Genomic DNA, 14,162 nt, shown 5'->3' on the forward strand with positions numbered 1-14,162 from the left:
TTCGGGCGACCGGCTCGGTGGGCCGTCAGGAGCCGTTGATCCAGGCTCGGACGGCGGCGTTGAGGTCGGGGCCGGTCAGGGGGGCGACGGGGAGGGAGGTGGGGGTGGGGCGGAGGCCCTCGAGGGCGAGGGTGTGGTAGCGGAGCCAGGGGCGGCCGGGGGCGTGGCGGGTGTGCTCGGCGATGGTGGCGACGGCCATGAGGAGGAGGGTGAGGTCGCCCACGCCGAGGTCGGGGCGGACGGCGCCGGCCAGCTTGGCGCGGTCGAGGAGGAGCTCGATCGGCGGGATGAGCAGGCCCAGGGCGTTGTTCAGGCGGTCGTCCTCGCCGGGGGCGAGGATGAGCTCGCGAAGGCCCCGGTCGGCGAGGTGCTCGTCGGAGAAGCGCTGGAGGAACAGTTCCAGGGCCGTCCACGGGTCGGGTTCGGCGAGTGCGTCCTCGGCGAGGGCGCTGAGTTCCTCGCGGCGGAGCGCGAAGACCGCGTCGACGAGGTCCTCGCGGGTGGGAAAGCGCCGGTAGACGGTGCCGATGCCCACTCCCGCGGTCTTGGCGACCTCCTCCAGGGTGGTGTCCAGGCCGCGCTCGGCGAACAGCGCGCGGGCGGCGTCCAGCACACGGGCTCGGTTGCGTGCGGCGTCCTTGCGCAGTGGCCGGGTCGGCGTGGTCATAATGCGGGGATCCTACCGAAAAGTCTGATAGGTCACACGAACCAGGACGGATCACCGGGAACCCGCTGACCTGGCCCTATCATCGGCGTTCATGGAGACCGTCGAGACCGAGATCACCACCTGGTACCTGGAGCAGACCTCGCCGGACGACCTCGTCCCGGCCCGTCCCGCCGCGCTGGAGGTCGTCCGCGCCGAGGTGCCCAGCCCCGAGCTCAGCCGGTACCTGTACTTCGGCGTCGGCGGCGACTACAACTGGAGCGACCGCCTGCCCTGGAACTACGCCGACTGGGCCGAGTGGCTGGCCCGTCCGGGCGCGGAGACCTGGGTCGCCTACGACCGCGGCACGCCCGCCGGATACGCCGAGTTCAGCCCTGGCCCCGACGGCGCCGTCGAGATCATCTGCTTCGGCCTGCTCTCGTCCTTCACCGGCAAGGGCTTCGGCGGCCATCTGCTCACCGAGGCCGTCCGCCGCGCCTGGACCGTCGGCGACCGGCACGACCTGCCCGCGACCTCGCGCGTCTGGCTGCACACCTGCTCCCTCGACGGCCCCGCCGCGCTCCCGAACTACACGAGGCGCGGTTTCCGGGTCTACGACACCAAGGAGAGCGTCGAGCGCGTCTGGGAGCGCCCGCTCGGGCCGTGGCCGGGAGCCTTCTGACCAGGGCGGTCGAGGACGCCTGAGAAATCGGTGAGAGTGCGCTGAGAAAGCCCGGCGGTCCACGGAGCACCCGCGCCGGGTGGCTACCGTGAGGGCATGACTACTCCGGACGAGCCGCGCGCCCACATTCTCGTCGTGGACGACGAGCCAGCCGTCCGCGAGTCCCTGGCCAGCAGCCTGATCTTCGAGGGCTACCAGGTCAGCGAGGCGGGCGACGGCGTCGAGGCGCTGGAGCAGGCCGAGAAGCTCGGCCCCGACCTGGTGATCCTCGACGTGCTCATGCCGCGCATGGACGGGCTGACGGCCTGCCGCCGGCTGCGCACCGGAGGGGACGCCACCCCCGTGCTGATGCTCACCGCCCGCGACATGGTCGGCGACCGCGTCACCGGCCTCGACGCGGGCGCCGACGACTACCTCGTCAAGCCGTTCGAGCTCGACGAGCTGCTCGCCAGGGTCCGCGCCCTGCTCCGCCGCAGCGCCATGACGGGCGGGCCGCGCCCCGCCGAGGGCGACACCGACGAGGTGCTGGAGTTCGCGGGCCTGCGCATGAACACCCTCACCCGCGAGGTCACCCGCGAGGGCCGCGCGCTGGAGCTGACCCGCACCGAGTACATGCTGCTGGAGATGTTCATGGCGCACCCCCGCCAGGTGCTCACCCGCGAGCAGATCCTGGAGACGGTCTGGGGCTTCGACTTCGAGCCCGCCTCCAACTCGCTCGACGTCTACGTCATGTACCTGCGCCGCAAGACCGAGGTGGACGGGATGCCCCGGCTCGTGCACACCGTCCGCGGCGTCGGGTACGTGCTGCGTCCGGGCTCATGAGGCGGCTTCCGCTGCGCGGGCGGATCGCGCTGCTGGCCTCGGCGGCCGTCGCCGTCGCCGTCGCGGCCTGCGCCGTCGCGAGCTGGTTCCTCGTCCGCGACGCCCTGTACAGCCAGCTCGACCGGCAGCTCGGCATCCAGGCCGACCGCCCGCCGGGCCGCGACGGTCTCGGCGACTGGAGCAGGCGCGAGATCGACATCGCGGCCGGGCAGTGCACGTCCGAGCCGCTCACCGACGAGAGCGAGGGCCCGTTCGGCGGGGGGCCCAGGCCCGGCGGCCGTCTCCAGCAGGTGGTCCTGCCCGACGGCAGCGTCTGCACGATTCCCAACGGCGGCAAGATCACCGTCACCGACGCCGACCTCGCGGTGGCGCGCGGGGAGAGCGAACGGGTCGTGCACGACGGCTCGGCCCTCGACACCGACGGCAACACGGTGGACGTCCGGATCATCACCACCTCCGAGGTCCTGAACGCCGAGAACTACCGGATCACGTCGATGACGGCGCTGCCGCTCAGCCAGGTCACCGACCCGCTCCGGGAACTCGCCCTCACCCTGCTGCTGGTGTCGGCCTGCGGCATCGTCGGCTCCGCCATCGCCGGGCTGATGATCGCCCGCGCGTCGCTGAAGCCCGTCGACAACCTCACCGACGCCGTCGAGGAGGTCGCGCGGACCGAGGACCTGTCGGTGCGCCTCCCCGAGGAGGGCACCGACGAGATCGCCCGCCTCGGCAGGTCGTTCAACACGCTGACCACGGCGCTCGCCGCGTCCCAGGAGCGCCAGCGCAACCTCGTCGCCGACGCCGGGCACGAATTGCGCACCCCGCTGACGAGCATGCGCACCAACATCGACCTGCTGATCCGCAGCCAGGAGACCGGCCGGGAGCTGCCGCCCGACACCAAGTCCCGGCTGCTGAACAGCGTCCGCGCCCAGATGCGCGAGCTGACCTCCCTCATCGGCGACCTCCTCCAGCTCGGCAGCCCCGCCGCCAAGCCGCGCCAGCACACCGAGGTCGCGTTCCACGAGGTGGTCGAACGCGCGGTGGAGCGCGCCCGCCTGCGCGGGCCGACGCTGACCGTCAGCGCGAGCCTCCAGCCGTGGTGGGTGGAAGGCGACCCCGACGGCCTGGAGCGCGCGGTGGTCAACCTCTGCGACAACGCGGTGAAGTTCAGCCCGCCCGGCGGGTCCGTGGAGGTCAGCCTCGACCACGGGGTCCTGCTCGTGCGCGACCACGGCCCCGGCGTCGCCGAGGACGACCTCCCGTACGTCTTCGAGCGGTTCTGGCGGTCGCCGTCGGCGCGCAGCCTGCCCGGGTCCGGGCTCGGCCTGTCGATCGTCGCGCAGGTCGCCAGGGACGCGGGCGGGGACGTCTCCCTGGCGCCCGCCACGGGCGGCGGAACGGTCGCCCGGCTGGCCCTCCCGGGGACTCTCATCCGCCGTTAAGCCGCGCATCAGGGCCTTCCCAGGGCCACTAGGCATCTTCACTGCCATGAGCGCAACCATCGACCTCCCCGAAGGGAGTCAAGCGCGGGCCGCGTTTCCGGCGCCCCGCCGTCCGGAGAAGCTGGTCGAGGTCGTCATCCCCGTCTACAACGAGGAGCACGTCCTGGAGGCCAGCGTCCGCCGCCTGCACGCCTACCTCTCCGAAGGCTTCCCCTACGGCTTCCGGATCACCGTCGCCGACAACGCCAGCACCGACCGCACCTCCGAGGTCGCCGCGCGGATCGCCGCCGACCTGCCCCGGGTGCGCGCGGTGCGGCTCGACCGCAAGGGCCGGGGCCTGGCGCTGCGGCACGTGTGGAGCGCCAGCGACGCCGACGTGGTCGCCTACATGGACGTCGACCTGTCGACCGACCTCGACGGCTTCCTGCCGCTGGTCGCGCCGCTGCTGACGGGCCACTCCGACCTCGCGATCGGCAGCCGCCTCGGCCGGGGCTCGAACGTGGTGCGCGGGATGAAACGGGAGCTCATCTCGCGCTGTTACAACCTGCTGCTGCGCACCACCCTCGCGGCCCGCTTCTCCGACGCCCAGTGCGGCTTCAAGGCGGCCCGCACCCAGGTGGTCCAGGCGCTGCTGCCCCAGGTGGAGGACGACGCCTGGTTCTTCGACACCGAGCTGCTGCTGCTGGCCCAGCGCACCGGCCTGCGCATCCACGAGGTGCCCGTCGACTGGGTGGACGACCCCGACAGCCGCGTCGACGTCACCAAGACCGCCCTGGACGACCTCAAGGGCATGGCCAGGGTCGCCCGCCGGATCGCGCGGGGCCGGTTCGGCGCCAAGGCGCCCACCCCGCTCTCGCGGGACCTCCCGCGCGGGATGGCCCGCCAGATCCCGCGGTTCGCCCTCGTCGGGATCGCCAGCACCGTCGCACAGCTCGTCCTTTATGTCCTGCTGCGCTCGATCATGTCCCCGCTCGCGGCGAACGCCCTGAGCCTGCTGATCACGACCGTCGGCAACACCGCGGCCAACCGGCGCTTCACCTTCGGCGTCACCGGACGGGCCGACGCGCTGCGCCACCAGGTGCAGGGCGGCATCGCCTTCCTCATCGGCCTCGGCCTGTCCACCGGCGCCCTCGCCCTCCTGCACGGGCTGGCCGACCGGCCCTCGCGCGGGCTGGAGGTCGCCGTCGTCCTCGTGGCGAACGCCCTGGCCACCCTTCTACGGTTCCTGCTGATGCGCGTGTGGGTGTTCGGCCCGCGCACCGCCAAGGAGAACGCCTCATGACCGCAGTCCTCGACGCGCCCGCAGGGGCGCCGTCCGTGAAGGAGCGCCCCCTGATAGCGCGCGTGTTCCTCGGAAGGGCCGACGACCCCCGTTGGGCCCGTCCCCTCCTCTGGGCGCTGCTGGTGCTCACCGGCGCCCTGTACACCTGGAACCTCTCGGCGTCCGGCGACGCCAACACCTACTACGCCGCGGCCGTCTACTCCGGGGCGGAGAGCTGGAAAGCCTGGTTCTTCGGCGCGCTCGACGCGGGCTCGTTCATCACCGTCGACAAGCCGCCGTTCGCGCTGTGGGTGATGGGCCTGTCGGCGCGGATCTTCGGCTACTCGAGCTGGAGCATGCTGCTCCCGCAGGCGCTCATGGGCGTCGCGGCCGTCGGCGTCCTGTACTCCTCGGTGCGCCGCGGCCTGGCCGAGCGGCTCGGCGCGGGCGGGGCCGCCGCGGCGGCGAGCGTCGCCGCGCTGGTCCTCGCGCTGACCCCGATCACGGTGGCGATCAACCGGGACAACAACCCGGACACGCTGCTGGTGCTGCTGCTCGTCGGCGCGGCCTGGTGCTGCCGGCGGGCGATCGCGAACGGGAGGCTGCTCCCGTTGCTCGGCTGCGCCGCGCTGCTCGGCTGCGCCTTCAACACCAAGATGCTCCAGGGCTTCCTGCCGCTGCCCGCCTTCGCCTCGGCCTACCTGGTGCTGGCCGACGCGTCGCTCTTCCGGAGGATCAGGAACCTGCTCCTCGCGGGCGTCGCGCTGATCGTCGCCGGCGGCTGGTGGATGGGCGTCGTGGCGCTCATCCCGGCCGACAGCCGCCCCTACATCGGCGGCAGCACCGACAACACGGTGTGGGACCTGGTGATCGGCTACAACGGGCTCGGCCGGATCTTCGGCAACGAGTCCGGCGGCGGCGGCATGGGCGGCGGGGCGAGCTTCGGCGGCGAGGCAGGGGCCGGCCGGCTGTTCAACGACATCATCGCGGGCCAGATCTCCTGGCTGCTGCCCGCGGCCGTGCTGCTCGGCGTCGCGGCCCTGGCGCTGGTCGGGCGCGCCGGGCGCACCGACCCGGCGCGGGCGCTGCTCGTGCTGTGGGGCGGCTGGCTGCTGCTGCACTACGCCGTGTTCAGCTTCGCCGAGGGCACCTTCCACCCGTACTACACGACGGCCGTGGCCCCGGCCGTGGCCGCGCTCGTCGGGGCGGGCGGCGCGCTGCTGTGGCGGGCGCCCCGCGCGCTCGGCTGGGTGCTCCCGCTGACCGTCGCGGTCACCGGCGTCTGGGCCTTCGAAGTGCTGCACCGCACGCCCGACTGGCAGCCGTGGGTCGCCTGGGTCGTCGCGGGCGCCGCCTTCGCCGCGGTCCTCGCGCTGCTGATCGTGGCCTATGGACCGCGCGCGGGCCGGGTGCTCACGGCCTGCGCGCTGACGACCGCGCTCGTCGCGGGGCTCGCCGGCCCCGCCGCCTACGCCGTCTCGACGGCGAGCGGGCCCGTGAACGGCACCAACCCGACCGCGGGGCCGGACACCGGCGCCGGCTTCGGCGGGATGGGCCGCGGGGGCGGCGGCTTCCCCGGCGGCGGCCAGGGACCGTCCGGGACGCCGGACGGCCAGGGCTTCCCCGGCGGGGGCGGCCAGGGCTTCCCCGGCGGCCAGGCGCCGACCGGGTTCCCGGGCGGCCAGGACGGGTCGGGCACCGGCCAGACGGACCAGGACGCGCAACCGGGTCCGACCGGCGAGACGGACCAGACCGGCGAGACGGACCAGACCGGACAGGCCGACACGTCCGGCCAGGACGGCCGGGGCGGGTTCGGCGGCGGCGGGGGCTTCGGCGGCCGGGGCGGTCTCGACGACGAGACCGTGGCCTACCTGGAGGAGAACCAGGGCTCGGCCAAGTGGCTCGTGGCGGTCTCCGACGCGCAGACCGCGGCGACGCTCATCCTCGGCACGGGCCGTCCGGTGATCTCGATGGGCGGGTTCACCGGCTCGGACGACGCGATGACGGTCGAGCGGCTCAAGGCGCTCGTCGCCGACGGCAGCCTCAGGTACATCGTCGTCGGCGGGGGCCGCGGGCCCCAGGGCGACGGCGGGGGAGAGGTCGACACCTGGGTCGAGGAGAACGCGACGGTGGTGGACGAGGTCGGCGACGGCTCGCTCTACCTGCTGTCGGCCGAGTGAGATGCGCCGACTGAGATATTCGGCCAGATGAAATAGCCGATAACGCCCTCCGCAGACCTTTGCGGAGGGCGTTATCGCGTGTCAATCTCGCATTTATGCGCATGATCCGGAGCACCCTGCTCGGTGGCCCCGAAGACCCCCGGTGGGCCCGTCCGGTCCTCTGGGTGCTCGCCGCCCTTGCCGCTCTCCTGCACTTCCTGGGAATGGGCGCCGATCCGCACCCCTACTACCTGATCGGCACGGCCTGTGCCGGTGCGTCCGTCTTCGCCCTGTACGCCGCGGTCGGTACGCGCTTCGGGCATGGCGCGGGCGTTCTCGCGGGCCTCGCGCTGGCGCTGAGCCCCGTCGGCATCGGCCGGACCTCCGCCTCCGACGCGCTCGCGCTGCTCCTTCTGATCCTCGCAGCCCACGCCGTCGCCGCGCGCGGGCCGATCCTCGTGCGCGCGGCCTGCGCGCTCGTGCTCGGCGGGGCGGGCGTCGCGGTGATGGAGGCCGAGCCCTGGGGCTTCGACACCGACCTCCACGGCGCGAACCTCCTCGCCGGCGCAGGGAGCCTCGCCGACGTCCCGGGCGGCCCCTTCGTCTGGCTGCTGCCGTTCGCCGCGGTCTCGTTCGCCGCCGGCCTGGCGATCGCGCGCCGGGACCGGGCCCGGGTGGCCGTGCTGCTGCTGTGGGGCGACTGGACCGCGGTGTCCTACCTCGGATACGCCCTCGGCCACTCGAACGGCGAGGCGTTCACCGTGCTCGTGCCGCCGGGCATCGCCGCGCTCGCCGGGATCGGCGCCGCGCTCATGGGGCGCACCGGGCGCCCGTGGCCCGCGGTGCTGTCCGGCTGCGTGCTCGGCACCGCCTCCGTGGCGTTCCTCGTGCTCGGCACCGAGCCGGATTTCCAGCCCTGGCTGCGCTGGACCGTGGCGGCGCTCGCCTGCGCCTCGGCGGCCCTGATGGCCGGGCAACGCCTGGCCTGCGGCTCGGCGACGCTGTCCGGGCTGCTCGCCGGGCTCGCCGGGCCCGCGGTCCTCGCGCTGGCCGCCGCCGGGATCATCGCCACCGGCTGAACCAGACACGCGCGCGGCGCGCGGCAGGATACGGGACGCAAAGGGTCCCACCGCTCTAGTCTGGTGCCTCCCGTTTCTCCCGGAGATCCCGTGCCCACCCTTCACAAGTTCGCCGTGCTCGTGCTCGGCGCAGCGTTGCTGTTCGGCCTCCTGCTCGCGCCACGGCCGGAGGAGGACGCCTCCGAGGTCGTCGCCCGGCCTTCGGGGGCGGCCACCGCCGCGCCCGCGGCCGCGACCGCCACGCCGACGGCCAAGCCGACGCCGACCAAGACGACCCCGCCGCCTCCGCAGCCCGCCTCGGCGGCGGCCATCGCGGCCAAGGCCAACGAGCTCGGCCAGGTGCCGGTGATCATGTACCACCGGATCATCGCCAAGCCGTTCTCCTCGATCGACCGCACTCCCGAGGAGCTGCGCAAGGAGCTGGAGTCCCTGGCCAAGGGGAACTATGTGCCGATCACCGCGGCCGACTTCGTGCGCGGGACGATCGACATCCCGGCCGGGGCCCACCCCGTCGTGCTGACCTTCGACGACGGCAATCCCACCCAGTTCGCGCTGGACCCCGCGGGCAACCCCGTGCCGGACACCGCGGTCGGCGTCCTGTTCGAGGTGGCGTCGCGGTACCCGTCCTTCCGTCCGGTGGCGACGTTCTACATCAACAAGGACCCGTTCCAGCTCGGCGAGGAGGCCAACCCGGGCGTCACGTGGCTGGTCCAGCACGGGTTCGAGATCGGCAACCACACCCAGACGCATCCGAACCTCGCGGGCATGGCGCGCAAGAGCGTCGAGTCGGAGATCTCGAAGAACGAGTCGGTCGTGGAGAAGATCTCCGGCACCCGGTCCGTCACGTTCGCGTATCCGTTCGGCAATCCGCCGCGCTCGAAGGCCAAGGACAACGCGTTCGTGGCCAAAGGCCCGACCTGGGACTTCAAGGGGATCTTCCTTGCGGGGTGGCGGCCGTCGGTCTCGGTCTTCGCCAAGGAGTTCGACCCGACCAGTATCGCCCGCATCCGGTCGGAGGATAAGGTCAAGGAGGACGGCTGCGACAAGTTCTGCTCCACGGCCTGGATCGAATGGCTGGAGAAGAACCCGGAGCAGCGGTTCACTTCCGACGGGGACAAGGCCACGGTCACCGCTCCGTCGTCGGTCATCGGCGGCCTCGACCCCGACTGGGCGGCCCAGGGACGCTTCTACTGAGCGCCTCCCGGGGCGCCGCCCGCGCCCCGGGAGTCCCCGGGTAGATCTCCTCCCGGATGGCCGGATTGACCTCGTGGCCTCTCATCTCATATGCTGATCGCTGCGCTATGGGCCTGCGGCACCTCGGACGGAGCAGGCGCACGCTCGATCTGGTCGACATCGGTCATCTCGGGGAGCTCGGCTCCTCATCTCCGGTCTTGGGCAGGGACGAAATGGGCCCTCGCGCTTTTCCAGTCGACTCATGTCCGTACCCGGAGCCAGTCCACACATGACGAGCAGCACCGAAGCCACCTCGACCACCCCGCAGGTAGCGGTCAACGACATCGGTTCCGCCGAGGATTTCCTCGCCGCGATCGACCTGACCATCAAGTACTTCAATGACGGCGACATCGTCGAAGGCACCGTCGTCAAGGTCGACCGAGACGAGGTCTTGCTCGACATCGGCTACAAGACCGAGGGCGTGATCCCGTCCCGCGAGCTTTCGATCAAGCACGACGTCGACCCCAACGAGGTCGTCTCCGTCGGTGACGAGGTCGAGGCCCTGGTCCTCCAGAAGGAGGACAAGGAAGGTCGCCTGATCCTGTCCAAGAAGCGCGCTCAGTACGAGCGGGCCTGGGGCACGATCGAGAAGATCAAGGACGAGGACGGCATCGTCACCGGTACGGTCATCGAGGTCGTCAAGGGTGGTCTCATCCTCGACATCGGCCTCCGCGGCTTCCTCCCGGCGTCGCTGGTCGAGATGCGCCGCGTCCGCGACCTCCAGCCGTACGTCGGCAAGGAGCTCGAGGCCAAGATCATCGAGCTGGACAAGAACCGCAACAACGTGGTCCTGTCCCGCCGTGCCTGGCTGGAGCAGACCCAGTCCGAGGTCCGCCAGACGTTCCTCAACACCCTCCAGAAGGGCCAGGTCCGCAAGGGCGTCGTGTCCTCGATCGTCAACTTCGGTGCGTTCGTGGACCTCGGCGGCGTCGACGGCCTGGTGCACGTCTCGGAGCTGTCCTGGAAGCACATCGACCACCCGTCCGAGGTCGTCGAGGTCGGCCAGGAGGTCACGGTCGAGGTCCTGGACGTCGACATGGAGCGCGAGCGCGTCTCCCTGTCGCTGAAGGCGACCCAGGAAGACCCGTGGCAGCAGTTCGCCCGCACCCACCAGATCGGCCAGGTCGTGCCCGGCCGGGTCACCAAGCTGGTGCCGTTCGGTGCGTTCGTCCGGGTCGAGGAGGGCATCGAGGGCCTGGTCCACATCTCCGAGCTGGCCGAGCGCCACGTGGAGATCCCGGAGCAGGTCGTCCAGGTCGGCGACGAGATCTTCGTCAAGATCATCGACATCGACCTCGACCGCCGTCGCATCAGCCTCTCGCTGAAGCAGGCGAACGAGGGCGCCGTCGAGGTCACCGACGAGGACTTCGACCCGACCCTGTACGGCATGCCGGCCGAGTACGACGCCGAGGGCAACTACAAGTACCCCGAAGGCTTCGACGCCGAGACCGGCGAGTGGCTGGAAGGCTTCGACTCGCAGCGCGAGACCTGGGAGCGGCAGTACGCCGAGGCCCGGACCCGCTTCGAGGCGCACCGCAAGCAGATCGACGAGGCCCGCAAGGCCGACGCCGAGGCTGCGGGCGGCGAGGGCGGCGGCCAGACCACCTCCTACAGCGGTGGCGCTGAGGAGACCACGGGTGGCGCCCTGGCGACCGACGAGGCTCTGGCGGCTCTCCGCGAGAAGCTGTCGGGCAACCAGTAGGACAACCCATCGACCAGCCGCTGGATTCGTCTCCGGCGGCTGGTCGTTTGGCAATGAGGTGCCTGATCGATGAGCGGCCGCCCGCCGCGTGGCCGGCGGCCGTCCCCTGAGAGGGATTGCAACCAACGTGGTCACGACTGACATTGGCGCCCAGATGGAGGGCCCTGCCGGAGGTACGGCGGGGCCCTCGATCGTTCCCCGGGGCGTCGCCCGGCTGACGCTCATCGCCGTGACGGTGGCGGTCTTCGCCGAGACACTGCGCTACAGCCTTCCGGCCTTCGCCAACACCTCCGTCGGCGCGGCGCTCGGGCTCGGCCTGGTCGCCGCCGCCGTCGCCTTCCTCGCCCCGGCGATCCGGGCCCTGCGCGGCCCCCGCTGGCTCGTGGTGATCGGGGTCGGCGGCCTCCTGCTCACCCGCGTGGTGGCGCAGGGCACCGGCCCCGTGCTCAACCTCGCCGTCGTCGGGACGGCGTTCGGCCTGCTGGCGCTGCCCGCGCTGTACGAGAGCTCCCGCGGCCTTTCCGGCGTGGGGTTCTCCATCGCGGCGACCGCGGGCCTGGCCTTCGACACCAGCATCAGGATGCTGTTCGGCACCTGGGACGGGGTGTGGCGCGGCGGGATCGGCCCGTGGGCGGTCTGCCTGATCGTCGTCGCGGCCGGCATCGCCGCGCTGGCCAGGGAGATGTCCTCGCCCGCGGTGCCGTTCCCCGGCATCAGCTGGCGGGACGCGCTCGGCGCTGCGGCCCTCGGCCCCTTCATCGCCCTCCAGGTGCTGGTCCTGTCCAATCCGGCGTTCGTGGCGTCCGCGGGCTGGCTCTCGCTGACCACGGCCTGCTACGTCGTCTGGGCGGGCCAGGCGCTCGCCCTGGCGTTCCTGGCCTCGGGCCTCGCGGTGCGGGCCGTGCCCGGCGGCGTCGGCGTCCTCGGCGGCACCCTGCTGGGCGTCTGCGCGGGCGCGGTCGCGGGCACCTACGCGCTCGACGGCAAGCTCGTCGTCTTCGCGGTCGTGCCCGCCCAGCTGCTCGCGGCCTGGCTGCTCGCGGTGGCCTGCCGCGCGCCGCTGCGGCTGGCCGGGACCGGCGGCCCGATCTGGCGGGTCGACCTCGGCGCGGCCCTCGGCGGCCTCGCGCTGGTGGCGATCCTCGTGCCTTACACGCTGAACCCCGAGCACCCGCTGCCGTTCCCCAACAACGCCCTGTCGGGCCTCGCGGGCATCCTGCTCGGCCTGCTCGCCGCGATCGCCGCGGCGCGCGGCGGCCCGCTGCCCGCGCGCGCCCCCCAGCGCGCCCTGGCGGCACTCGGCGGCTGCCTCCTGCTGCTGGTGCCGCCGGTGCTGTTCGGCCAGTCGGCCGCCACGAAGGCGCCCACGGGCGGCGCGGCCGAGATCCGGGTGGTGTCGCTCAACATCGACCAGGCCATGCACGACGGCAGGCTCGACCCCGAGCGGATCGCCCGGCTCGTAGAGACGCAGGACGCCGATGTGGTGACGCTCCAGGACGTCGGCCGGGGCGCGACCGCCTCCGGCACCGCCGACCTCGGCGTCTGGCTGTCGGACCGGCTGGAGATGAAGCTGGTGTGGGGCCCCGCGGCCGACTCCCAGTACGGCAACGCGATCCTCACCGCCGTCCCGGTCCAGTCGACGGGCAGCGCGCGGGTGTTCAGCGGCGAGCAGGTCCGCGGCTACGTGTGGGCGCGGCTCGGCGAGGGCGACGCGACGGTCGACGTGTGGACGACCCGGCTCGCCCCCGGCGACGAGCACGACGACGCCAGGGCCGTGGAGATGTCGGCGCTGGTGAAGGCGTGGAGCGGCGCGCCGCGCACGATCGTCACCGGCGACCTCAGCACCGAGGCTGACGCCGAGGAGATCGGCGTCCTCACCTCGGCGGGCCTGCGCAGGGCCCCCGGCACCCTGGCCAAGGGCGTCACCCAGAACATCTTCGGCACCGACGACGTGGTGTTCGGCGACTCGTCGGTGGACGACGGCGGGCTCGTCGCGGTCACCGCCGAGGTCGGCCGTTGATCGAGATCAGCGCGGCGGAGGTCGCGGACGCGGGGGAGATCATCACCCTCCAGCGCGCCGCGTACGTCTCCGAGGCCCAGCTGTACGGCGACCCGTTCCTGCCGCCCCTGGTGGAGCGGCAGGAGCGGGTCGTCGCGCTGCTGGACGGCCCGGCGGTCGTGCTCAAGGCGGTGGAGGACGGCAGGCTGGTCGGCGCGGTCCGCACCGCGGTCGAGGGCGCGACCTGCCTGGTGGGGCGGCTCGTCGTCGCCCCCGACCGGCAGGGGCAGGGCATCGGCACCGCCCTGCTGCGCGCGGTCGAGGCGGAGATGCGCGGCCTGGCGACGTCCCTCGTGCTGTTCACCGGCCATCTGTCGGAGCAGAACCTGCGGCTGTACCGGCGGCACGGCTACACCGAGTTCCGCCGGGAGCGGGTCTCCGACCAGCTCGTGCACGTCCATCTGCGCAAGTCCCTGCCGGACGCCGACTGAGCGGTCCCCATCGTCCCCCGGACCCGCCCCCGCGGCCGGGGACAGCCAGAAATGAGGAGAGCATGCCGAGAGTGCGCGTCGGCCTGACCGGTGGCATCGGAATGGGCAAGAGCGAGGTGTCGCGCCGGCTCGTCGGGCACGGCGCGGTGCTCATCGACTCCGACGCCCTGGCCCGCGAGGTCGTGGAGCCGGGCACGCCGGGTCTCGCGGCGATCGTCGAGGAGTTCGGCGAGGGCGTCCTGCGGCCGGACGGCGCGCTCGACCGGGAGGCGCTCGGCGCGATCGTGTTCGCCGACGCCGCGAAGCTGAAGGCGCTGAACGCGATCACCCACCCGCTCATCGGCGCGCGCGGCCAGGAGCTGCTGGAGGCCGCGCCCGACGACGCGGTCGTGGTCTACGACGTGCCGCTGCTCGCCGAGAACGGGCTGAAGCCGCTGTACGACCTCGTCGTCGTGGTGGACGCGCCGGTGGAGGTCCAGATCGAGCGGCTCACCTCCCAGCGGGGGATGGCCGAGGAGGCCGCGCGGGCCAGGATCGCCGCGCAGGCCACCCGGGAGCAGCGCCTGGCCATCGCCGACCGGGTCATCGACAACTCCGGCACGCTGGCGGAGCTGCACGCCCGCGTCGACGAACTGTGGGCGTCCCTGTAGGA

At 72.6% G+C, this 14,162-nt stretch carries 12 protein-coding genes; 11 read left to right on the top strand and 1 reads right to left on the bottom strand.

Going from position 1 to position 14,162, the window contains the following annotated elements; all coding sequences use genetic code 11:
- Positions 1-25 precede the first annotated feature (25 nt).
- The gene (locus EDD29_RS07485) at positions 26-667 is read right to left on the bottom strand and encodes a TetR/AcrR family transcriptional regulator (protein WP_123663608.1); all 642 of its coding nucleotides are present in this window, start codon (positions 665-667) and stop codon (positions 26-28) included.
- Between the two features lie 91 nt (positions 668-758).
- On the opposite strand from EDD29_RS07485, the gene EDD29_RS07490 reads away from it, so the two are divergent.
- The 11 genes from EDD29_RS07490 to coaE all read left to right on the top strand — a co-directional run bounded on the left by EDD29_RS07490 (position 759) and on the right by coaE (position 14,160).
- Positions 759-1,325 (top strand): GNAT family N-acetyltransferase, encoded by a 567-nt coding sequence (locus EDD29_RS07490; protein ID WP_123663610.1) that lies wholly within the window; start codon positions 759-761, stop codon positions 1,323-1,325.
- 96 nt (positions 1,326-1,421) lie between these two features.
- Complete coding sequence (locus EDD29_RS07495; RefSeq protein ID WP_123663612.1) at positions 1,422-2,147, top strand: response regulator transcription factor; 726 nt, start codon at positions 1,422-1,424, stop codon at positions 2,145-2,147.
- Positions 2,144-3,586, top strand: a complete 1,443-nt coding sequence (locus EDD29_RS07500) for a sensor histidine kinase (protein ID WP_123663614.1) — start codon at positions 2,144-2,146, stop codon at positions 3,584-3,586. Before EDD29_RS07495 ends, EDD29_RS07500 begins: the two co-directional genes overlap by 4 nt.
- 46 nt (positions 3,587-3,632) lie before the next feature.
- Complete coding sequence (locus EDD29_RS07505; RefSeq protein ID WP_123663616.1) at positions 3,633-4,868, top strand: bifunctional glycosyltransferase family 2/GtrA family protein; 1,236 nt, start codon at positions 3,633-3,635, stop codon at positions 4,866-4,868.
- The gene (locus EDD29_RS47595) at positions 4,865-7,027 is read left to right on the top strand and encodes an ArnT family glycosyltransferase (protein WP_211359594.1); all 2,163 of its coding nucleotides are present in this window, start codon (positions 4,865-4,867) and stop codon (positions 7,025-7,027) included. Before EDD29_RS07505 ends, EDD29_RS47595 begins: the two co-directional genes overlap by 4 nt.
- A gap of 101 nt (positions 7,028-7,128) precedes the next feature.
- Positions 7,129-8,085 (top strand): hypothetical protein, encoded by a 957-nt coding sequence (locus EDD29_RS07515; RefSeq protein ID WP_148085894.1) that lies wholly within the window; start codon positions 7,129-7,131, stop codon positions 8,083-8,085.
- Positions 8,086-8,175: 90 nt separating this feature from the next.
- Positions 8,176-9,279 (top strand): polysaccharide deacetylase family protein, encoded by a 1,104-nt coding sequence (locus tag EDD29_RS07520; RefSeq protein ID WP_123663619.1) that lies wholly within the window; start codon positions 8,176-8,178, stop codon positions 9,277-9,279.
- 268 nt (positions 9,280-9,547) lie between these two features.
- Positions 9,548-11,020: a 30S ribosomal protein S1 gene (gene rpsA, locus EDD29_RS07525; RefSeq protein WP_123663621.1), complete on the top strand. Its 1,473-nt coding sequence runs from the start codon at positions 9,548-9,550 to the stop codon at positions 11,018-11,020.
- Positions 11,021-11,147: 127 nt separating this feature from the next.
- Positions 11,148-13,040 carry an endonuclease/exonuclease/phosphatase family protein gene (locus EDD29_RS07530; RefSeq protein WP_148085895.1) on the top strand — a complete coding sequence of 631 codons (1,893 nt, stop codon included), beginning with the start codon at positions 11,148-11,150 and terminating at the stop codon, positions 13,038-13,040.
- Complete coding sequence (locus EDD29_RS07535; protein ID WP_123663625.1) at positions 13,037-13,510, top strand: GNAT family N-acetyltransferase; 474 nt, start codon at positions 13,037-13,039, stop codon at positions 13,508-13,510. Before EDD29_RS07530 ends, EDD29_RS07535 begins: the two co-directional genes overlap by 4 nt.
- A 62-nt stretch (positions 13,511-13,572) precedes the next feature.
- Positions 13,573-14,160 (top strand): dephospho-CoA kinase, encoded by a 588-nt coding sequence (gene coaE, locus EDD29_RS07540; RefSeq protein WP_123663627.1) that lies wholly within the window; start codon positions 13,573-13,575, stop codon positions 14,158-14,160.
- Positions 14,161-14,162: the final 2 nt, after the last annotated feature.

Source organism: Actinocorallia herbida (assembly GCF_003751225.1).
GTDB classification, from domain to species: domain Bacteria; phylum Actinomycetota; class Actinomycetes; order Streptosporangiales; family Streptosporangiaceae; genus Actinocorallia; species Actinocorallia herbida.

What these genes read in the sequence shown, in the direction of transcription:
- EDD29_RS07485 (WP_123663608.1), bottom strand. Translation starts at nt 667, where the DNA reads ATGACCACGCCGACCCGGCCACTGCGCAAGGACGCCGCACGCAACCGA.
- EDD29_RS07490 (WP_123663610.1), top strand. Translation starts at nt 759, where the DNA reads ATGGAGACCGTCGAGACCGAGATCACCACCTGGTACCTGGAGCAGACC.
- EDD29_RS07495 (WP_123663612.1), top strand. Translation starts at nt 1,422, where the DNA reads ATGACTACTCCGGACGAGCCGCGCGCCCACATTCTCGTCGTGGACGAC.
- EDD29_RS07500 (WP_123663614.1), top strand. Translation starts at nt 2,144, where the DNA reads ATGAGGCGGCTTCCGCTGCGCGGGCGGATCGCGCTGCTGGCCTCGGCG.
- EDD29_RS07505 (WP_123663616.1), top strand. Translation starts at nt 3,633, where the DNA reads ATGAGCGCAACCATCGACCTCCCCGAAGGGAGTCAAGCGCGGGCCGCG.
- EDD29_RS47595 (WP_211359594.1), top strand. Translation starts at nt 4,865, where the DNA reads ATGACCGCAGTCCTCGACGCGCCCGCAGGGGCGCCGTCCGTGAAGGAG.
- EDD29_RS07515 (WP_148085894.1), top strand. Translation starts at nt 7,129, where the DNA reads ATGATCCGGAGCACCCTGCTCGGTGGCCCCGAAGACCCCCGGTGGGCC.
- rpsA (WP_123663621.1), top strand. Translation starts at nt 9,548, where the DNA reads ATGACGAGCAGCACCGAAGCCACCTCGACCACCCCGCAGGTAGCGGTC.
- coaE (WP_123663627.1), top strand. Translation starts at nt 13,573, where the DNA reads ATGCCGAGAGTGCGCGTCGGCCTGACCGGTGGCATCGGAATGGGCAAG.